Origin of the sequence: Dactylosporangium cerinum, from assembly GCF_042653625.1 — a bacterium.
GTDB classification, from domain to species: Bacteria; Actinomycetota; Actinomycetes; order Mycobacteriales; family Micromonosporaceae; genus Dactylosporangium; species Dactylosporangium cerinum.
Genome location: NZ_JBHSIU010000050.1, coordinates 17,661 through 35,804 on the forward strand (window position 1 = coordinate 17,661; position 18,144 = coordinate 35,804).

Annotated in this window: 18 protein-coding genes and 3 pseudogenes; 11 read left to right on the forward strand and 10 right to left on the reverse strand. The window is 70.4% G+C overall.

Features of this window, described 5'->3' with window-relative positions:
- Positions 1–137 precede the first annotated feature (137 nt).
- Together ACFPIJ_RS36440 and ACFPIJ_RS36445 are read right to left on the reverse strand one after the other, a co-directional pair.
- Entirely contained in the window at positions 138–746 is a 609-nt protein-coding gene (locus ACFPIJ_RS36440; protein ID WP_380122215.1) for an RNA polymerase sigma factor, read from the reverse strand.
- Positions 747–783: 37 nt separating this feature from the next.
- Entirely contained in the window at positions 784–933 is a 150-nt protein-coding gene (locus ACFPIJ_RS36445) for a hypothetical protein (protein ID WP_380122217.1), read from the reverse strand.
- Positions 934–1,672: 739 nt separating this feature from the next.
- Here ACFPIJ_RS36445 and ACFPIJ_RS36450 point away from each other — a divergent pair.
- A complete protein-coding gene (locus ACFPIJ_RS36450) occupies positions 1,673–2,908 on the forward strand; it encodes a hypothetical protein (RefSeq protein WP_380122219.1) in 1,236 nt (411 codons plus the stop codon).
- A 2-nt stretch (positions 2,909–2,910) separates the two neighbouring features.
- Positions 2,911–3,606 carry a hypothetical protein gene (locus tag ACFPIJ_RS36455; RefSeq protein WP_380122220.1) on the forward strand — a complete coding sequence of 232 codons (696 nt, stop codon included), beginning with the start codon at positions 2,911–2,913 and terminating at the stop codon, positions 3,604–3,606.
- On the opposite strand, the gene ACFPIJ_RS36460 is transcribed toward ACFPIJ_RS36455, so the two are convergent.
- Positions 3,507–3,887 (reverse strand): hypothetical protein, encoded by a 381-nt coding sequence (locus ACFPIJ_RS36460; RefSeq protein WP_380122222.1) that lies wholly within the window; start codon positions 3,885–3,887, stop codon positions 3,507–3,509. The two genes, ACFPIJ_RS36455 and ACFPIJ_RS36460, sit on opposite strands and share 100 nt — an antisense overlap.
- A 230-nt stretch (positions 3,888–4,117) precedes the next feature.
- On the opposite strand from ACFPIJ_RS36460, the gene ACFPIJ_RS36465 reads away from it, so the two are divergent.
- Complete coding sequence (locus ACFPIJ_RS36465; RefSeq protein ID WP_380122224.1) at positions 4,118–6,094, forward strand: multicopper oxidase family protein; 1,977 nt, start codon at positions 4,118–4,120, stop codon at positions 6,092–6,094.
- Positions 6,095–6,907: 813 nt separating this feature from the next.
- Here the strand turns inward: ACFPIJ_RS36465 and ACFPIJ_RS36470 are convergent.
- The 3 genes and pseudogenes from ACFPIJ_RS36470 to ACFPIJ_RS36480 form a co-directional block, all read right to left on the reverse strand.
- Positions 6,908–7,375 (reverse strand): hypothetical protein, encoded by a 468-nt coding sequence (locus ACFPIJ_RS36470; RefSeq protein ID WP_380122293.1) that lies wholly within the window; start codon positions 7,373–7,375, stop codon positions 6,908–6,910.
- Positions 7,372–8,724, reverse strand: coding sequence for an MMPL family transporter (locus ACFPIJ_RS36475; protein ID WP_380122226.1), 1,353 nt, complete (start codon positions 8,722–8,724; stop codon positions 7,372–7,374). Before ACFPIJ_RS36475 ends, ACFPIJ_RS36470 begins: the two co-directional genes overlap by 4 nt.
- Before the next feature lie 85 nt (positions 8,725–8,809).
- Positions 8,810–9,862 (reverse strand): annotated as a pseudogene (locus ACFPIJ_RS36480) (MMPL family transporter); the annotation flags it as partial.
- Between ACFPIJ_RS36480 and ACFPIJ_RS36485 the strand changes: the two are divergent.
- The 3 genes from ACFPIJ_RS36485 to ACFPIJ_RS36495 all read left to right on the forward strand — a co-directional run bounded on the left by ACFPIJ_RS36485 (position 9,802) and on the right by ACFPIJ_RS36495 (position 11,958).
- A complete protein-coding gene (locus ACFPIJ_RS36485; protein ID WP_380122228.1) occupies positions 9,802–10,956 on the forward strand; it encodes a sensor histidine kinase in 1,155 nt (384 codons plus the stop codon). The pseudogene ACFPIJ_RS36480 and the gene ACFPIJ_RS36485 sit on opposite strands and share 61 nt — an antisense overlap.
- Positions 10,953–11,624: a response regulator transcription factor gene (locus ACFPIJ_RS36490; RefSeq protein WP_380122230.1), complete on the forward strand. Its 672-nt coding sequence runs from the start codon at positions 10,953–10,955 to the stop codon at positions 11,622–11,624. Before ACFPIJ_RS36485 ends, ACFPIJ_RS36490 begins: the two co-directional genes overlap by 4 nt.
- A 157-nt stretch (positions 11,625–11,781) precedes the next feature.
- Entirely contained in the window at positions 11,782–11,958 is a 177-nt protein-coding gene (locus ACFPIJ_RS36495) for an SRPBCC family protein (RefSeq protein ID WP_380122232.1), read from the forward strand.
- An 85-nt stretch (positions 11,959–12,043) separates the two neighbouring features.
- On the opposite strand, the gene ACFPIJ_RS36500 is transcribed toward ACFPIJ_RS36495, so the two are convergent.
- From ACFPIJ_RS36500 to ACFPIJ_RS36510, 3 genes are read right to left on the reverse strand one after another with little or no spacing between them, the layout of a single operon-like run.
- A complete protein-coding gene (locus ACFPIJ_RS36500; protein WP_380122234.1) occupies positions 12,044–13,267 on the reverse strand; it encodes an RNA polymerase sigma factor in 1,224 nt (407 codons plus the stop codon).
- Between the two features lie 6 nt (positions 13,268–13,273).
- Positions 13,274–13,636 carry a YciI family protein gene (locus ACFPIJ_RS36505; protein ID WP_380122236.1) on the reverse strand — a complete coding sequence of 121 codons (363 nt, stop codon included), beginning with the start codon at positions 13,634–13,636 and terminating at the stop codon, positions 13,274–13,276.
- A 46-nt stretch (positions 13,637–13,682) separates the two neighbouring features.
- Entirely contained in the window at positions 13,683–14,168 is a 486-nt protein-coding gene (locus tag ACFPIJ_RS36510; protein WP_380122238.1) for an MmyB family transcriptional regulator, read from the reverse strand.
- Positions 14,169–14,499: 331 nt separating this feature from the next.
- Here ACFPIJ_RS36510 and ACFPIJ_RS36515 point away from each other — a divergent pair.
- The 5 genes and pseudogenes from ACFPIJ_RS36515 to ACFPIJ_RS36535 all read left to right on the forward strand — a co-directional run.
- Positions 14,500–14,658 (forward strand): annotated as a pseudogene (locus ACFPIJ_RS36515) (transposase); the annotation flags it as partial.
- A 418-nt stretch (positions 14,659–15,076) separates the two neighbouring features.
- The gene (locus tag ACFPIJ_RS36520) at positions 15,077–16,081 is read left to right on the forward strand and encodes a hypothetical protein (RefSeq protein ID WP_380122240.1); all 1,005 of its coding nucleotides are present in this window, start codon (positions 15,077–15,079) and stop codon (positions 16,079–16,081) included.
- 56 nt (positions 16,082–16,137) lie between these two features.
- Complete coding sequence (locus ACFPIJ_RS36525; RefSeq protein WP_380122242.1) at positions 16,138–16,290, forward strand: hypothetical protein; 153 nt, start codon at positions 16,138–16,140, stop codon at positions 16,288–16,290.
- Between the two features lie 29 nt (positions 16,291–16,319).
- Positions 16,320–16,730, forward strand: a complete 411-nt coding sequence (locus ACFPIJ_RS36530; protein ID WP_380122243.1) for an RpiB/LacA/LacB family sugar-phosphate isomerase — start codon at positions 16,320–16,322, stop codon at positions 16,728–16,730.
- A gap of 143 nt (positions 16,731–16,873) precedes the next feature.
- Positions 16,874–17,281, forward strand: a complete 408-nt coding sequence (locus ACFPIJ_RS36535) for a transposase (protein ID WP_380122291.1) — start codon at positions 16,874–16,876, stop codon at positions 17,279–17,281.
- On the opposite strand, the pseudogene ACFPIJ_RS36540 reads toward ACFPIJ_RS36535, so the two are convergent.
- Positions 17,213–17,725 (reverse strand): annotated as a pseudogene (locus ACFPIJ_RS36540) (transposase family protein); the annotation flags it as partial. The gene ACFPIJ_RS36535 and the pseudogene ACFPIJ_RS36540 overlap by 69 nt on opposite strands.
- Between the last annotated feature and the right edge of the window lie 419 nt (positions 17,726–18,144).

The window sequence follows — 18,144 nt, forward strand, 5'->3', positions numbered from 1 at the left end:
TTCCTGGGTCCGCCGAACTGGGCGGCCAATAATGTGCTCTAGACCAGTCTGGAGATCCAGCGTGGCGGCGAGGTCGGCGACTAACGCAGCGTGCTCCTCAGCGTACGGAGACTCTGACGGCATCGGCGGCGAGGTGCTCATCTGATCCCCTCATCCGTTGCTGTCGCTTGGGTCTGCAGGGTGGTGCGTGCCTGGCGGAGCAGTGAGCGCACCGTTCCAGGGTTCTTTTCCAGCAGACCGGCGATCTCTGTGGGCTGGTAGCCGTCGAACGCTAAGGCCATCACTTCCCGCTGCGCCTCTGGGAGGGCCTCGAGGCGGGCGAGGACTTCGTGTCGTTGGACAAGTTCGGCTGCTTCGCTCTGGGACAGCACCCTGCTCGGCTCGGGCAGGTGCTCATGTGGCTGCTCGGTGTAGTAGCGGGGTGCCAGCTTTGCCCACATGCGTAGGGCAACCTTCCGTACCCACCCGCGAGGCGCATCCAGGTTGTTCCATGACCGGTAGGCGGCCAACATCGTGTCCTGCGCGATATCTGCCGCAAGTGTCGGTCCAATCCCGCGCCAGATGAGGAACGCGACCAGCGCAGGCATCTCGCGCACATAAAATAATGTGAACTCCTCGTCACGCGCAGCCTGGTCGGCCGCGGGAGCGAGCGATGGCAGATCAGCTGATTCAGGGCTGGCTGCCGACCCGGAAGCTCCGACGCCGCCGACCCCACCCAGGCCCGCTTCAATACGTTCGTCATCCATGACCGCTCCCGTACCTGAAGTTGACCCTTGCAGCCGACTACTTGCCCAGCACCTGGTGCAACAGGCGGATCGCGGCCCCAGCTGAGCCGAGCGCCGCCAGCAGCGTCGTTGGCCAACTTACAGTTTGCACGAATGTGAGCATGCCGACGAGAAGCGCAACCACTGCTGCGGACACGAAAATCAACATCCAACGCATCGGAAGCGGAGACGGGGACGGCGGTGAGGACGACATCAGAGAGCTCCTTCAAACTTCAGATCTGATCGGATGAGCTCGATGCCGCCCGGGTCGCACACCACGCTCACCAGATGTAGTGCATCAGCCAGAGCCGAACGTGCGTGATCCACTGGAAGTTTTCGCCGCCGCCACCCACAGGCGATGTACGGAATCGACCAAAGCTGGCAAATCGTCTCGTCAGACGCTCGGCCATCCGGCGGCCGCCCGCCTCGGGCAGGCGCGCTCGCTAGGCTGGCCGCACAAACGGGACGGGCCGTTGCCCGGCAGCCAATGCGACCTGTTCGACTGATGGTGCCGCCGTCACCGGAATCCCTCTTATGGTGTAGCCGATCCCGTCACGAAACATGATCTACACGCGGATCTGTGCTGACAGAGTTCGACTCAGGCAGGCCGACCGCCTTCCGCGGCCCCGTATTGCCGCATTGACGTCGCCGGTCATGGCGCCCGAAGGGCTGCCCGGAGCCGGCATTGAGCATGTGCTAGCAGCCAGTTGGTCTGCCGCCTCTACCCGGCGGTGCCGGGTAGAGGCCGGGGCAGAAAGATCGTGCATCGACATCCGGCGGGACACGGCCGACGTCCAGATCGATTGCACCGTATCGTCAGGTGGCGCTGCCGACCCCATTTGCCGATTCAATCCTTGCGCGGGTCGTCTATGGTTGCTGATCACTGTCTCCGTGCGACTGGAGCGCTCATGGCGTCCACCACCGCTGTCCAGGACGTAAATGCCGATGACCACAGCGACGACCGCTCGGGTGAGCCGCCGACGCCTCCAACGGACACAGCCGCGCAGCAGCGACCGGACCAATCCGATCTTGCCGAGTATCGCGCATACCTGCAGCGCGGCGAGACCCGGCTATCGACGCTGCACCGCGTCGCCGGCGCATTCATCAGCGGCGCCGGACTACTCACCCTGCTGCCCCTGCTGATCGGCGGGACGTTCTCCGGCCTGCTCGTACTGGTGCTGCTGTACGAAACGCCTGGGCTACCACCGGCCGCCTCGGTACAACGCTGGCTCCTGCTGCTCATCGTCCTGGCCTCGATCACGCTGCCGCTCGCGGCGCTGTACTTCCTGATCAGAGACCTCATCCTGTTCTACTTCACCGCCCGCACGTTCAGGCGCGACAACAAGAGCCGGATCTACCCCCGGTTCGTCCTGTCCGGAATCATGGTCTCAGAGCCGTCACTGCTCAGCAGCATCGACGAACTGCACGACGCCCGCGAGAACGAATACGTCAGGAACCTGCTGGTCCCGAGTCCCGCCAGACTGCGAGCACGGATCCTGAAGGAGGCCAAATCGGTAGGCGATCTCACCGCCTACTCGATGAACGACGACGAAGAGATGCTCGCCGCGCAACTTCGCGAGTTCGTGCTGCGCCAGACCGCATCACACATTCGCAGCCTGCCGGAAGAAGCAGCGAAGATGGAAGCATCCATCGCCCGCCACCAGCGGTTCCTCCGCGGCCTCGTGCTCCGCTACGCCAAGGCGTTCCTGCTGACGATCATCACCACCGTGTCGACGATCGCCGCCGACGGCGTGCTCGGCCTGCTGCGCCCATTCGACGGCAAGCCACTGGTCGGGGTCAACCCACAATACGTGTGGCTGATGACGCTGCTCGTCTACGCCGCGTGGGCGTTCACCGCCGTGATCGTGGTCCGCAAGCCGGTGACCTGGCTCTACGCCGACACCAGCGACAGCAAGAGCAGGCGCACCCCACAGTCGCTTCTGAACTTCGAACGCTCGACCCTTGCCGTCGGCGCCGCCTCGGCCGCGCTGATCACGCTCAACGCGGTGCTCTACGCACGGCAGGTGCCCATCACCTCCGGCGCCGCCTGGCTGATGCTGGCGGCCATCGTCGCCATGGCCTTCACCACCTGGGTCTTCGCCGGACGCGCTCTGATGTCCGAATTCCCCGTGGCAAGGAGCTAGAGATGGACCCGAGCACCGACGAGGAACCCGACAACCGAACCGTACGCACGCTCCAGAAGGAAGTCGAAGAGCTACGCCGCCAAGTCGACGTGCTCAAGCTCGAATACCGACGCGCCGCCAGCGACCTGCCCGGCAAAGTCGCAGCCGACCTGGCAAGCATCAAGGAAGCCCGCGAAGAAGCCACCCGAATCGCGACCTTCCTGCAAGGAACAGAACTCTTTGGCAGATACGCGCAAGACGCCAACCGCCACAGCAGAATCGCCGACCGATGGCGAATTACCGCCGTAGCCATTCTCATCATCGCGTCAATCGGCGCCGTCGCCATATCGAAATACCTGTCGCTATCCGAAACCGCGCTGGTGACAACACTCACGCCGGCCCTCGGGCTCTTCGTATATGCATCACTGGAATCACACAACCACCGGCGGCGCGAGTTCGACCGACGGCGAATCGCACTGCGGGTCTCAGCAATCGAGGCCTACACCAAGCAGCGACGCGAAACAGGCAACTCCGACGAGAAACGGGAAGCAGAGTCCCTGCTCGGCGAGTTCATCCGCAAACACTTCATCAATCCCGAACTAGACTCGAACGACATGGCCTACCCCACCTTCAGCTTCGTCACCGTCACCGAACGTCGACGAGACGGCAACACCGACACACCGGCCCACCCGGCGAGCGACGCGAGGACGTCGGCGTAGGGGGATGGGACCTGCACGTCGAGGGTCACGGCCGTACCGTCCTCGGCGGGGGTGACGCTGAAGGTGAAGGTGAAGAAAGAGCAGCAGGCGGCCTCCCGCGCCGTCAGGTCACGTACCGTCGCTTCCAGCCCGGCCGGGCCGGTCAACCGCATCCGCGCGTGCGTCGGGCTGACCACGTCGACCTGGCGCACCGCGGTGGCGAACAGGTCGTCGAACTCGGCCAGCCGTAGCGGCCGCTCGACGGTGGGCAGGGTGCACGCATCAGGGATCGCGAACGCCATGGCAGGCTCCTTGACAGGCAGTTCAGCGCCGCACCGGCGCCGTCTCCATGACGGTAAGCCTGTACTCGGGTACCGGATGCAAGTCCTCTGACGACACTGGGGCGCCGGCGCCCGGGCAGCAGGTGAGCAGTTCAGTCGCGGCGCCGGCCCCGTGCATGGCAGGCGAAAACGGCGGTCGGTCGGTTCGGGTGCAAGACCGGTGGACATGGATGGATGTCTAGGCTGGCGGGGTGGGCCTGTACTCGATCGTGCACTACGCCGACATGATCCTCGCGCTGCTGCTGCCGGTCTTCGGGCTGACCGCTGCGGCCGCAGTCGGCCCGCGCAGCGTTGTGCCCCGTGGCAGCAGCGCCGCCCGGACCGCTGTGGTGGCCTTCGGCACGACGGCAATCCTCCGGCTGTTGTGCACCCTGGCGTTGGGCTGGTTCGGCTGGGTGTTCCTAGCCTCCCGACTGCCCGCCGCCGGCGGCTGCGCGGTCGTCTGCGTGGTCCTCCTCGCAGGCTGGGTACGGCCCGTCCCACGTGCAAGCGCCCCTACCGGCGCGCACGAGGTGCCGGGGTGGCGGTCGCCGGTCGCCGCGGTGTGGGCCACCACCGCCGTGGCGTTCATTACCAGCTACGCCCAGTTGGTCAGCCCGGACCTGGCCGGGATCGTCACCGTCACCGCCGTCGTGACGCTCATCGCCGAGGTGCTGTGGTGGTGGCGGCTCCGGGCCCCGGGGCGTCGCGGCACCGTGGTCCGGGTCGTCGCGGTCGCTGCAGCGATCGGGATCGGGATCAGCGTCGCGGCTCAGGCCAGTACCCTGCCGCCAGAGCTGGCCGTGACCGGACACAGCGGCCACCAACCAGGGTCTGCAGGGTCTCCAGGGTCACCGGGATCGCTTGGCGCCGTCGACGTGGCCGCGTTGACCGGTACCCGGCCGGACCCGTCGGCCGTGGTGCACCATTTCACGCTGACGGCACAGCCGGCCACGATCCCGCTCAGCTCCGGCCAGCAGGTGTCGGCGTGGACGTTCAACGGCACCATCCCGGGCCCGGAACTCCGCGTCACCCAGGGCGACCTGGTCGAGGTGACCCTGCACAACGAACTCCCTGACGCCGGTGTCACCGTGCACTGGCACGGCGTCGACGTACCCAACGCCATGGACGGGGTCGCCGGTGTCACCCAGGACGCCGTCCCGCCCGGCGGCACCTTCGTCTACCGGTTCGTCGCCGCCCAGGCCGGCACCTACTGGTACCACTCCCACCAGCAGTCCTCCGAACAGGTCCGCCGCGGCCTGTACGGCGCGTTCATCGTCACCCCACGCGACCAACCTCAACCCGATGCCGGCACCGTGCAGCCGGTCGACGACGCGATCCTGCGGCACCGGTGGGGCAGCGAAGAGGGCGTGACCACCCTCGGCCTCGACGCCGGTCTGCAGGCCCGCCAGGTCGACCCCGGCCGCCCAGTCCGGTTGCGGCTGATCAACGCCGAGACCGACCCGGCCACCTTCACCCTCACCGGCACCACCGTGCGGGTCGCCGCGATCGACGGCACCGACATCCACCAACCCGCAGACCTACCCGGCACCCGCATCCTGCTCGGCGGCGGCTCCCGCGCCGACCTCATCTTCACCATGCCCACCACCCCAGTCGTCCTGCGCGCCGGCACTGTCGGGATCGTCTACAGCCCCGACGGACGTGCCGACACCCACACCGTTGCCGTACCCGCCCAATTCGACCCAGCCACCTACGGCACACTGACCGCCACAACCGTCCCGACCGGCGGTGCCCCGGACCGGCACTACACCCTGCGCATCGACGAACGGCTGCGCTTCTACGACGGCCGGTTCGTCGTCGGCTACACCCTCAACGACGCCCTCTACCCGGACACGCCAGTCCTCCAGGTCACCGCCGGTGACCTCGTCGACCTGACCATCATCAACCGCAGCGGCCTGGACCACCCGATGCACCTGCACGGCCACCACGCCCTCGTCCTGCAACGCGACGGCCGGCCCACGACCGGCAGCCCGTGGTGGGTCGACACCCTCAACGTCGCCCCCGGCCAGACCTACCGCATCCGCTTCCGCGCCGACAACCCCGGCATCTGGATGGAGCACTGCCACAACCTCGAACACGCCGCCGACGGCATGACCCTCCACCTTGCCTACACCGGCGTCACCACCACCTTCCACACCGGCGGGATCACCGCAAACCAACCCGAATAGACGACCGCCGTCGGCCGACCCTGGCCTTACCAATCAGCGCGGCGATCCCACCGCAAGAACACGACACGACGAGCTACCCATCAATGGATCGACCCAAGGGAACCCATGACCTCGCTCGTCCGCAGCACGTACGACGGCGGCCCAGCAACCAGCGAGGGCGACGGTGGCCTCGGTTGGGGGGCGCCGCGGGTGGCGGCGCAGCGGCTGCAGGGCCGGGCGAGGCGCTCGCCATAGAGCGTGGTCCAGTCGGTGGCCGAGTCGGCTCGTCGGTCCCGAGCGGGCGGGTGTGGGTGGCTTGCCGCAGTACGGTGGCGGGCGTTCCGCTGTAGATGGCGAGCCGGTTGAGGGCGGCGTCGTTGAGGAGGTGTTCCCCGCGTGTGCCGCCGGCGCGTTGGTTGGGGTGCTGTCGTCGTCGGCCGAGGTGGTTGATGAGCATCGCGACGGTGATGCGGTTGTTCGCGGCGAGCCGCCGCAGGTAGGAGATGAGCACTTCTCCGGGCAATGGCCGGGTGGAGATGGGCAATGGCCGGGCGGGCTCTTGCCGTCGCGGAGCGGGCTGGGTCGGTGCCGAGTTTGCAGAGCAGGTCGCAGACGGCGTTGGTGATGTTGACCTGGTTGAGGCTGCGGGGCAGCGGCAGGCCGAGGAACCGGCCGAACTCTGCGGAGAGGACTTTTGGGGTGGCGGCGGGCGGGACGGTGACGTGCACGACGGGCAGGAACGGGCCGGGTGCGTGCGCCGGCGTTGGGCGAGGTGTTCGTGGTGTTTGCCCAGCTGTTTGATTGCGGTGCCCACGTTGGCGTGGCGTTCGCAGGTCAGGCGGGTGCCGGGCGGGTTGGGCGCTTCGGGCGTGCGAGGCGGGGTCGCGCGATGCCGAGGATGACGTTGAGGATGAGCAGGCTGGCCGCGACGGCGGGGGCGACGGTGTCGAGGATCTGTCCGGTGTGGGCTGGTTGGCCGGCGGCGAGGCGGCCGAGGCCGGGGACGAGGACGCCGATGAGCAGGCCGGTGAGGGTGACGGTGATGACGGTTTTGATGGCCAGCCAGCCGTGGTGCCAGGGTTTGAGGCCGGTGACGGCGACGAGGGCGGCGCCGGTGGTCAAGGCGGCGACGGCAAGCGGGATGGCGGCCCAGAGCCCGATGCGGTGTGCGGCCGGGTAGATGGTGTGGGGGTCGGTGCCGTGCAGGCCGGCGGCGGTGAGGGTGAGCAGGGCCAGGTCGGCGCCGAGGACCCCGACGGAGACGACGACGTGGGCGATGCGCAGGGCGGTGCGGGCGGTCATCGGGCGGCCTCCGTGATGAGCGGCGCGGCCGCGGTGGCCGGCGCGGTCGTGGTGGTGTCCGGGCCGGTCCGCCGGTGCAGGCGGGCCAAGGGTGGTGGCGCCCACCAGTTCCAGCGGCCGAGCAGCCGCATGGTGGCGGGGACGAGCAGGGTTCGGACCAGGGTCGCGTCGATGACGACGGCGGTGATCATGCCGACGCCGATGAGTTTGGCGAAGACGACCTGGCCGGTGGTGAACCCGGCGACGACGAGGACGAGCAGGAGCGCCGCGGCGGTGATGATCCGGCCGGTGTGCTGCAGCCCGGCCGCGACCGCGGTGCGGTTGTCGCCGGTGTGGTCCCATGCCTCGCGGACCCGCGAGAGCAGGAACACCTCGTAGTCGGTGGCCAGGCCGAAGAGGACGGCGAAGATGAGCACCGGCAGGTTCGGCTCGAGGTACCCGGTGGGCGTGAAGCCCAGCACGCCGGACAGGTGGCCGTCTTGGAACACCCAGACGACGGCGCCGAACGAGGCGCCGATCGACACGAGGTTCATCAGGACGGCCTTGACCGGCAGCACGACGGACCCGAACGCGACCGCCAGCAGGACGGTGGTGACGCCGAGCATGGCCAGGGTCAGCCACGGCAGCCGGGCCCCGAGGTCGTGGACGAGGTCGAGGTCGACGGCGGGCGCGCCGCCGACCAGGGTCGTGGTGCCGGGCGGGGTGGGCAGTGCGCGGAGGCCGCGGACGGCCTCGTAGGCGCCGTCGCCGGTCGCCTCTCCGGTGTACCCGACGGTGATGAGCGCGGCCCGGCCCTCGTGGACGGCGGTGACCTGGACGGCGGTGACCGACGGCAGGGCTCGGATCCGCTCGGCGAGCCGGTCGGCTTGGTCGGCGCCGCCGCCGTCGAGGAGCACCCGGATCGGGCTGGTCGGGATGTCGTGCGGAAAGTCGGCGTGGACGTGCTCGGCGACGGTCCGCGCGGGCGTGCCCTCGGGCAGGACCCGTTCGTCGGCCCCGCCGAAGCGGACGTGGGCGAACGGCAGGGTGAGCACGGCGAGCAGGGCTACGACCGGGATCAGGGTGCGGACCGGGCGGCGCATGACGGCGTGCGCGAGCCGGGCCCAGCCCTGCCCCGGCGCCGTGGCGTGGGTGCGGGGCAGCGGGATGCGCAGCGCGTTGATCCGCGGTCCGAGGATCGCCAGCAGGGCTGGTAGGACGGTGAGGGCGCCGAGCGCGGCGCCGAGGACGGCCGCGGAACCGCCGAGGCCCATCGAGCGCAGGAAGATCTGCGGGAAGATCAGCAGGCTGGCCAGGCTGAGCACGATGATCGCGCCGGAGACCAGGACGGCGCGTCCGGCGGTGGCCATGGTCCGCGCGACGGCGTCGGCGGTGCACGATGATCGCGCCGGAGACCAGGACGGCGCGTCCGGCGGTGGCCATGGTCCGCGCGACGGCGTCGGCGGTGTCGTGGCCAGCGGCGAGCTCCTCGCGGAAGCGGCTGACGATGAGCAGGGCGTAGTCGATGGCCATGCCCAGGCCGAGCAGCGTGATGCCGTTGACCGCGAACGTCGAAACGTCGGTCAGGCTCGCGATGAGTCGGGTGGTCGTGAGCGCGGCGAGGATCGCCAGGCCCCCGACCAGCAGCGGCATGGCGGCCGCGACCACGCCGCGGAAGATCACCAACAGGACGAGCAGGAGCAGCGGCATGGCGATGGCCTCGCCGCGGGCGATGTCGTGCTCGGTGAGCGTGTCGGCGGTGTCCATCAGCGCGGCTGCGCCGCCGACCTGCGTGTCGAGCCCCGGGACGTTCAGGGCGGGGCGCAGCGCGCGGTAGTCGCGCAGCCGGGCGTCGTCGGTGCCGGCCCGCAGGGTGATCGCGGCGTAGGTGGCGCGCCGGTCGGCGGAGACGAGCTGCGGCGCGCCGGTGGTGTAGAAGTCGACGACCCGGGCCACCTCGGGCCGGCCGCGCAGCCCGTCGAGGGCCGCGACGATCGAGGCCTGCACGGCCGGGTCATCGACGGCGTGGGGTGCGGTGTAGAGCACGACGATGTCGGCGTCGGTGCGGCCGAACTCGGCGGCGATGCGCTGGGCCGCGCGGGCCGACTCGCTGCCCGGCGCGTCGAAGCCGCCACCGCTGAGCGCGCCGAACACCCCCGTTCCCCAACCCGCACCGACCAGCGCCAGCGCCGCCGCCGCGGCGAGCAGCCACCACCGCAGCCCGACCACGGCTCGTCCCCACCATGCCAGCACCGCCGTACCCCCGTTCCGGATCGTTGATCGACCCTGATCGTGGCGCCGGGCGGGGGTCGTGGTCGTCGGCCCCGGATCGGCCGCGGATACGGCAGTGGACGGCTGCTGCGGGCGGCCCGGATACGTCAGCGGACGTAGGCATGTCGTGCTTGCGGCCGATCCGGATCGGGCGACGGCGTCGATACGATCGGGTGATGGCCGGCATTCCTTTGGCGTTGCGGCCGCCCGGCTGGCTGCAGGATCTGCTGCTGGCACTGTTCGTGGCGTACTTCCAGGTCCGCGGTACCGTGCTGGTCGGCCTGACGCCGCCGGGCCGGGCCGCGCTGTACCTGCTGGTCGGCACCGGTCTCGCGTTGGCGGTGCGGCGCCGCTACCCGCGGGCCGTGTTCGCCGGCCTGGCGCTGGCCAGCGTCGTCTACTACGTCGCCGGGTTCCCCGACGGCCCAGGCTGGGTGGGGTTGTTCATCGCGGCGTACACCGTCACCTGTCTGGGCGACGGCCGCCGGTCGATCGCCGTGATCGGCGGCGGCGCCTGCGTGCTGACCGTGCTGTGGCTGGCCACCGCGGACCTGTCGCCGCTCAACGCGGCCGGCTGGGTGTTCTTCCGCATCGGCGGCATGGTGATGGCCTCCGCCCTCGGCGAGTCCGTCCGGACCCGGCGGGTGATCGCCGAGGAGGCTCTCGCCCGCGCCGAACGGGCCGAACGCGGCCGGGAGGCCGAGGCCCGGCAGCGCGTCGACGCCGAGCGGCTGCGGATCGCCCGGGATGTGCACGACACCGTCGCCCACGCTCTCGCCGTGATCAACGTGCATGCCGGGGTGACCGCCCACCTGCTCGACACCCACCCGGACCAGGTCCGCGGCACCCTGACCACGATCGAGCAGACCAGCGCCCAGGCGCTGCGCGAGCTGCGCGCCATCCTCGGCGTGCTGCGCGCCGACGAGCCGCGCACTCCCGCACCGGGTCTCGGCGACCTCGACCGGCTCGCGGCGTTGGCCCGCGACGCCGGTCTCGACGTCGCGGTGGACGTCGGCGGCGATGCCCGGGCCCTGCCCGCCGCGGTCGATCACGCCGCCTACCGCATCGTCCAGGAGTCGATCACGAACGCCATCCGGCACGCCGGCTCGGCCACCGTCACGATCGGGGTGCGTTTCGACGCCGACCAGTTGCGGCTGACCATCACCGACGACGGTCCTGGCCGGCCGGGCGACGCTGGCGACGGGCGGGGCGTGCACGGGATGCACGAGCGGGCCGAACTGCTCGGCGGCCGCGTGAGCGCCGGGCCGCGCCTCGACGGTGGGTTCGAGGTCCGGGCCGAGCTGCCGATGCCCGTGGACGCCCGGTCGTGACCGAGCCGGTCACCGTCGTGCTCGCCGACGATCAGGCTCTGGTGCGGAGCGGGTTTCGGATGCTGTTAGACGCGCAGTCCGACCTGCGGGTCGTCGGCGAGGCCGGCGACGGCGCCGCCGTGGTCGACCTGGCCCGCGCGTACCGGCCCCGGGTGGTGCTCATGGACATCCGCATGCCGGGCCTCGACGGCATCGCCGCCACCCGCGAGATCGCCGCGACGCCCGGCCTCGAGACCGTCCGGGTGCTGATCCTCACCACATACGACACCGATGCCAACATCTACGACGCCCTCACCGCCGGTGCCGCCGGGTTCCTGCTCAAAGACGCCGGCCCCGCCGAGCTCCTGCACGCCATCCGCGTCGTTGCCGACGGCGAGGCCCTCCTGGCCCCGAGCGTCACCCGCCGGCTCATCGCCCAGTTCACGGCCGGCCGGACCCGGCATCGGCGGGCCGAGGAACGCCTCGCCGTGCTGACCCACCGCGAACGCGAGGTCGTCGCCCTCGTCGGGCAAGGCTTGAGCAACCACGAGATTGCGGCCGCGCTGACGCTCAGCCCGGCCACCGCCCGCACCCACGTCAGCCGCGCCATGACCAAGCTCGGGGCCCGGGACCGGGCGCAGCTGGTCGTCACCGCCTTCCAGACCGGCCTGGCCACCGCGGAGGCGTAACATTGGCGCGTAGCGGTCGACGTGCGCACCGAGATCGTCATCGACCGGCCCTGCGTGACGGTCGCCGGCTTCGCCGGTGACCCGTCCAACGCCACCGCCTGGTACTCCATCCAGTCCCCAGTGGTGCACCGAGCCACCACTGCAGGTCGGGTCGGCGATGGACTTCGTGGCCCGGTTTCTCGGCCCGCGGCTCGCCTACACGTACGAGGTCGTCGACCTGGTGCCCGAGGAGCGGCTCGTGATATGTACGGCGCAGGGCCCGTTCCCGATGGAGACGACCGACACCTGGGAACCGGTCGATCCCGGCCGGACCCGCATGATCCTGCGCAAATAAGGCGAGCCGGCCGGGTTCGGCAGGGTCACCTCGCCGGTGCTGGCGGCCGCGATGTGCCGGGCCAACGCGAAGGATCTGGCGCGGCTCAAGGCGATCCTGGAGGGCCCGGGAGGCGGGCCGCGCGGCGGGTGAGGTACCGCTGCTCCGGCAGGCTCGCCGTCGTCCGCGCCGCCCGCAGGTAGCACTGCCGCGCGGCGGCCGGGTCGCCGGCCAGCTCGAGCAGGTGCCCGCGGACGGCGTCGAGGCGGTGGCTGTGGCTGAGGCGCCCGTCGTGGTGCAGGGTGCCGAGGGCGGCGAGGCCGGCGACAGGGCCGTGGACCGCGGCGACCGCGACGGCGCGGCTGAGGGTGACGACCGGGCCGGGGGCGACGCGGTCGAGGACGTCGTAGAGGGCGAGGATCTGCGGCCAGTCGGTGTCGGCGGCGGTCGGCGCCTCGTCGTGGACGGCGGCGATCGCGGCCTGGATCTGGTACTGCCCGACCGGCCCCGCGCCGAGCGTCCGGGTCAGCAGCGTCTGTCCTTCGGCGATCGCCGTGGTGTCCCAGCGGCGGCGGTCCTGTTCGGCGAGCGGCGCGATCATGCCGTCGGGGTCGGTGCGGGCGGCGCGGCGGGCGTCGGTGAGCAGCATCAGGGCGAGCAGCCCAGCGGCCTCGCCGTCGCCGGGCTGCAGACGGTGCAGCAGCCGGGCCAGGCGGATCGCCTCCGCGGTCAGGTCCGGGCGCTGCAGGTCCGGCCCGGAGGTCGTGGTGTACCCCTCGTTGAACATCAGATACAGCACGTGCTCGACCACGCCGAGGCGGGCCGCGCGCTCGGCGGGGCCGGGGAGCTCGAAGCGCGCGCCGGCGTCGCGGATGCGCTGCTTGGCCCGGCTGATCCGCTGCGCCATCGTCGCCTCCGGCACCAGGAACGCCGCCGCGACCTCCGCGGTCGTCAACCCGCCGACGGCCCGGAGCGTGAGGGCGAGCTGCGACGGCGGCGACAGGGCCGGGTGGCAGCACAGCAGCAGCACGGTCAACGTGTCGTCCGGGTGCTCGGGCGGCTCGCTGGCGGGGTCGAGGGCGGCGGCGACCTCCCGGCGGCGGCGGGCGCTGTCGGTGCGCCACTGGTCGACCAGCGCCCGCCCGGCGACGGTGCACAGCCACGCCTTGGGCCGCTGCGGCACTCCGCCGGCCGGCCACTGCACGGCGGCGGCGAGCAGCGCCTCCTGGACCGCGTCCTCGCAGGCGTCGAACTGCCCGTGCCGGCGCACGAGCACGCCGAGGACCTGCGGCGCGAGGCCGCGCAGCAGGTCCTCGATCGCGTCGGGCACGGCGGCTCAGTCCTGGGCGGGTGGCTCGTCCATGACCCGGCGGACCTCCATCGGATACTCCGTGACCGCCACCACCTGCGCCGCGATCTCCACCGCCCGCTCGTGCGTGCACTCGATGACCCAGTACCCGGCCAGGGACTCCTTGATCTCGGCGAACGGCCCGTCCGTCGCCGCCGGCGCACCGTCGACGAACCGCACGGTGGTCGCCTGCGTCGGGTCGGTCAGGTGCCGGCTCTCGACCACCTCGCCGGACGCACGCAGCTCGGCGTCCATCCGCATCATCGTGGTCTGCATCCGCATGATCCAGTCGGGGTCGCGGTCGGCCAGCGATGCGCCGAGCCCACCAAACATCATGATCATGTACTTCATGCCGGTTTCCTCCGTTTCGCCGCGCCCGCCGTCCGGGCGTCGGGCCTCAGTCGGAGCCGCCGCCGCCGTTCTCGACATCCCCGCCGAGATTGTTTCCCGCGGCCTGGCCGCGGAAGTACCGTTCGGCCGTGTCGTCGGCCGGATACATGAGTTCGACCCGCAGCTCGTCCAGGGTCGCCTCGGCCGGATCGTCGAACCGGGCGACCATGACGACGGTGCGGACGATCTGGTCACCGACCCGGAACCAGGGACAGACCAGCAGCTCCGGCCCGGCGTCCGGGGGCCGGGGGACGTCGGCGAGGGCCGTCTCGGCGTGCGCGACGAGGTCCTGCAGCACCGGGTCGAACGGGTGGCGCTGCTGGTGGCGGCGCAGCCGGTCCAGGCCGGCCCAGGCGACCTGGGCCCAGTTCGCCACCGCGGCCCGCGCGGCCGGGTCGGTCAACGCGTCCCGGGCGAAGTTGCCGCCAACGAGCGCCGGGCCGAACAGCCAACCGACCACCGTCACCGACACCCGCCCCAGCAACAACAGCACGACCCTCAAGTACGACGAGCTCGGCCGCGCCGTCGGCCTCTACGACGGGTCGGCACCGGCGGGTTCAAACGGGCCTCGTGGACGTATGACACGGTGGCCAAGGGGCAGCTGACCTCATCCACCCGGTACGTTTCCGGCAGCAACGGCACCGACGCGTTCACCAGCACCGTCACCAGCTACGACGACGACTACCGACCCCTGAGCATCACTACAGACATCCCGTCCAGCCTGAACATGCCATGGCTGCCCAGCGGCTCCTACACCACGTCGATGGAGTACAACGCCGACGGGTCCACGAAAACACTGACCTACCCTGCGGCGGGCAACCTGCCGGCGATTCCGGTATCCGGGCCGGGCGCGGACGTCGGATCGGGCTGCGCTGGAAGGGATCCTGTTCGCAGCCCGGACCGGCGTCACGTGGAACGCACTGCCGACCGCGGCGTTCGGCGTGTCGGGTGCCACCTGCTGGCGGCGGCTTGCGGACGCCCGGATCGAGCTGCGCCTGCTCAACTACGTGCGGAAGGACTTTCACGTCGATGGCGTGCGCGCTGATCGTCGTCAGCGACTCCGACGGCACCGACGCGCCGCACACCGGAAGCCTGCAGGGCACGATGAGCGGGGACCGGCCGATGGCGGTCACCTGCGGCCGTTACGCCGATGGCGTCCTGAGAGGATCTGCGGTCGCACTGGCTGACCACGCCGCGCGACGGTGAGCGGACCGGGTGTGTCGTGGCGGCGGCATCCGGCAAGGACGTCCTGACCGGCTCGGTCAAGGACCTCCGGACCGGACCGCTCCCGGGTTGAGGCGCGTTGACGACCGTCCCTGTGTGCCGCGGCCTGGTGCGTTCGCATGATCGGCTCAGCCGGGTGGCCGGGGATGCCGATCGCGCGGTCCGTATGCTCTCCCCGTGTTCGGACGTCTCTTCAGGCGCGGTCCAGCGCCCGTCATGCCGGTGCTCGACCGCGACCGGGCGCTCGACGATCGCGAGCTCCGCTCGATGCGTGACCGCGCGGTTGCCGGTGACTGGGCCGCCGCCCGCGACGGCGTCGCCGCGGCCGGCACCGACTGGGAACGTCGTGGGCACCGGATCTGGGCGCTGGCCGAGGCCGCGCCGGGCAACGCCGGTGAGTGGCTCGACGCGTGGCTGTCGGCGACCCCGGACGACCCCATCGCGGTGACCGTGCACGCCGCCGCGCTCGGCGAGCGGGCCGGCAAGGCGCGAGGCACTGCACCGGCCGCGCGGACGTCGCAGGAACAGTTCCGCTCGTTCGGCGAGTTGTCCACGCAAACCTGGGCCGAGGCGGAACGCGCGCTCGCGCTTGCGCCCGACGACCCGGTGCCGTGCAACATCCTGTTGATCGCGATGTTCGGCGACGCCGGTCGCCGTGGTGCATTCCGCGAGATTCTGGCCGAGGCAAGGCGGCGTGAAAGGTACTCCTTCGAGGTCAACTCGACCGCGGTGACGTTTCTCTGCGAGAAGTGGTTCGGCTCCCACGACGCGATGTTCGCCGCCGCCAGGGAGACGGCGTCCGAGGCCCCGGCCGGAACTGGTGTCACGATGCTGCCGCTGCTCGCCCATCTCGAGTACGCGATGCGGGAGTATTCCTGGGGCAAGGTCAGCGCGCGCGGGCTGGTCGACTGCCAGAACTACTTCCGGCGCCCCGACGTCCAGCGCGAACTCGATGCGTGCGTGACGAAGTGGCGTTCGCCCGGCCCACCCACCCATGCAAAGGCGCTCACGTGCGAGAACTGGCTCGCGCTCGCCTACGCCCTGTCCGGCCGCCGCGACGAGTGCAAGGCCGTGTTCGATCGCATCGGTCCACACGTCGACTCGTACACCTGGTCGTACTTCTACGGCAACGTCGTCGGCGGATTCAAAGTGAACTGGGCGTGGGCCAACCGCGTCCGCTGACCGAGCACGGCCGAGGTGAAACGCCGGCTCGGTAGCCGTATTCCGGCGGGTCGACCATGGTCGGCCTCGTGGTCCACAACGGCGAGGACGCGGTGCGGCTCGACGACCCACCTCGCGGTCCGCGGAGCGCCGTGCTGCTGCACCCCGACGGCGTTCCCGTCGCCACCTGGTGGGCGACGTGGTCCGCCGCTTCGGCCTCACGCCTCTGAACTGAGTTCTTAGGCCGTAGTTTGGTTGCGTGCGTATCGCGTTCGCAGCAGACGACTCCAACGAGACCACCGCGGCCGTCGTCCGGCACCTCACCGAGCACCATGAGGTGCTGGACGTCGCCGCGCCCGGCGCGCCCTGGCCGGACCTCGGCACCGCCGTCGGCCGGGCCGTCGTCGACGGCCGCGCGGACCTCGGCGTCGTGATGTGCTGGACCGGCACCGGCACGGCGATCGCCGCCAACAAGGTGCCGGGCGGGCGGGCGGCGCTCGCCTGGGATCCGTGGATCGCCCGTGGCGCCCGGCTCTGGAACGACGCGAATGTCCTCGCGATGAGCCTCAAGCGGCTCGCGCCCGACGTCGCGGTTGAGGTCCTCGCCGCGTTTCTCGCCGTCGAGGACCCCGACCCCGCAGAGGCGGACAACATCGCGTCGCTCGACTGAGTGCCCGGCCCGGCCCTTAGAGATCAGTTCAGAATGAGTCGGCGTGTCTGATGGCCTGACGGGTCAGGGTGATCGATACTCGCGCGGTGTCTGACGCGGTGCTCACGGATGAGCTGTGGTCGCGGTTGGAGCCGTTGATTCCGGTGCGGCAGCGCCGGTTCCGCTATCCGGGCCGGGCCCGGACCTCGGACCGGGCGGCGTTGGAGGGGATCTTGTTCGCGGCCCGGACCGGTGTGTCGTGGAATGCGTTGCCGACAGCGGCGTTCGGCGCGTCCGGCGCCTGTAGGTGCCGAAAAATACGTCCGGGCAGGTCGAGCGGCATGTCGATATTCGTGGAGGATGCCGCCGAGTCGATCGTGTCGTCGGATGTCGAGGTGGGCGAGTCGGTCAGGTTCGGTGATCGGTTGGGGGAGCGGGCGTACGGGTGCCGCGGCGTGGAGCGCTCGGTGGGATCGGTGTTGGTTGTAGAAGGTCTCGTACTCGCGGAGCGCGTAGAGAAGATGGGCCCGGGTCACGATCAAGGTCCGGTCGAGCAGTTCGGCTCTGCATGAGCGCACCCACCGCTCCGTGATCGCGTTCGTGTGCGGTACGCGGACCCCGGTCTTCACGATGGCGATGCCTTCGTCTTTAAAGACCGCGTCGAAGGCGGCTGTGTACTTGCTGTCGCGATCGCGGATCAGATATTTCACCGTTGCGGCGGGGTCCTGGAGGTCCAGGACCAGGTTCCTGGCCGGTTGTCTGGTCCAGACCGCGGTGGGGTGGGCGGTGGCGCCGAGGACGCGGACGTGGCGGGTGGCGTGTTCGATGGCGGCGAAGACGTCTAGCCGTGTTCCGGTCAGGGTTCGGGTTTCGAAGAAGTCGGCGGCGAGGATCGCGTGTGCTTGGCCGCGCAGGAAGGTGGCCCAGGTTTGGCGGTCACGCTGGGGTGCGGGCTCGATCCCGTTGCGGTGAAGGATCTCCCAGACCGTGGAAGGGGCGATCTTGATTGCCGGCATGGCCTGTTCGCGGTGGATGCGTCGGTAGGCTCCAGCTCGGGTTTCCCGGGCCAGGCGCAGGATGAGGGCCTGGATGCTGCGAACGGTGGGCGGTCGGCCGGGCCGTTTCGGGCGGGATGCCTTGGCGTGGTGACGCCGTAGGAGGTTGCGGTGCCGGCGTAGGGCGGTGTCGGGGGGAGGATCAGGTGCAGTTGCCGCAGTGTCGGCCGTGGTAGCCGGTGTAGGAGGGCGGCGAGGAACGCCCGATCGGGTGGGGTGAGTTGGGGCTTGGCGATCTGGCGCTGCAGGATGGCGAGTTGGTGGCGCAGCGCAAGAATTTCGACGTTCTTGTCCACATCGCTCTTCGGCAGCAGTCGGATGAAGGCGAACACGCTCGTGAGCGCCAGGTAGGGCAGTCGCAGCAGCACGATGGGATCATC

Bases quoted from the DNA above. Each gene is read 5' to 3' on its own strand.
- ACFPIJ_RS36440 (WP_380122215.1), bottom strand. From the start codon at position 746: ATGGATGACGAACGTATTGAAGCGGGCCTGGGTGGGGTCGGCGGCGTC.
- ACFPIJ_RS36445 (WP_380122217.1), bottom strand. From the start codon at position 933: ATGTTGATTTTCGTGTCCGCAGCAGTGGTTGCGCTTCTCGTCGGCATG.
- ACFPIJ_RS36450 (WP_380122219.1), top strand. From the start codon at position 1,673: ATGGCGTCCACCACCGCTGTCCAGGACGTAAATGCCGATGACCACAGC.
- ACFPIJ_RS36455 (WP_380122220.1), top strand. From the start codon at position 2,911: ATGGACCCGAGCACCGACGAGGAACCCGACAACCGAACCGTACGCACG.
- ACFPIJ_RS36460 (WP_380122222.1), bottom strand. From the start codon at position 3,887: ATGGCGTTCGCGATCCCTGATGCGTGCACCCTGCCCACCGTCGAGCGG.
- ACFPIJ_RS36470 (WP_380122293.1), bottom strand. From the start codon at position 7,375: ATGACCGCCCGCACCGCCCTGCGCATCGCCCACGTCGTCGTCTCCGTC.
- ACFPIJ_RS36475 (WP_380122226.1), bottom strand. From the start codon at position 8,724: ATGGCCACCGCCGGACGCGCCGTCCTGGTCTCCGGCGCGATCATCGTG.
- ACFPIJ_RS36485 (WP_380122228.1), top strand. From the start codon at position 9,802: ATGGCCGGCATTCCTTTGGCGTTGCGGCCGCCCGGCTGGCTGCAGGAT.
- ACFPIJ_RS36495 (WP_380122232.1), top strand. From the start codon at position 11,782: ATGGACTTCGTGGCCCGGTTTCTCGGCCCGCGGCTCGCCTACACGTAC.
- ACFPIJ_RS36505 (WP_380122236.1), bottom strand. From the start codon at position 13,636: ATGAAGTACATGATCATGATGTTTGGTGGGCTCGGCGCATCGCTGGCC.
- ACFPIJ_RS36525 (WP_380122242.1), top strand. From the start codon at position 16,138: ATGGTCGGCCTCGTGGTCCACAACGGCGAGGACGCGGTGCGGCTCGAC.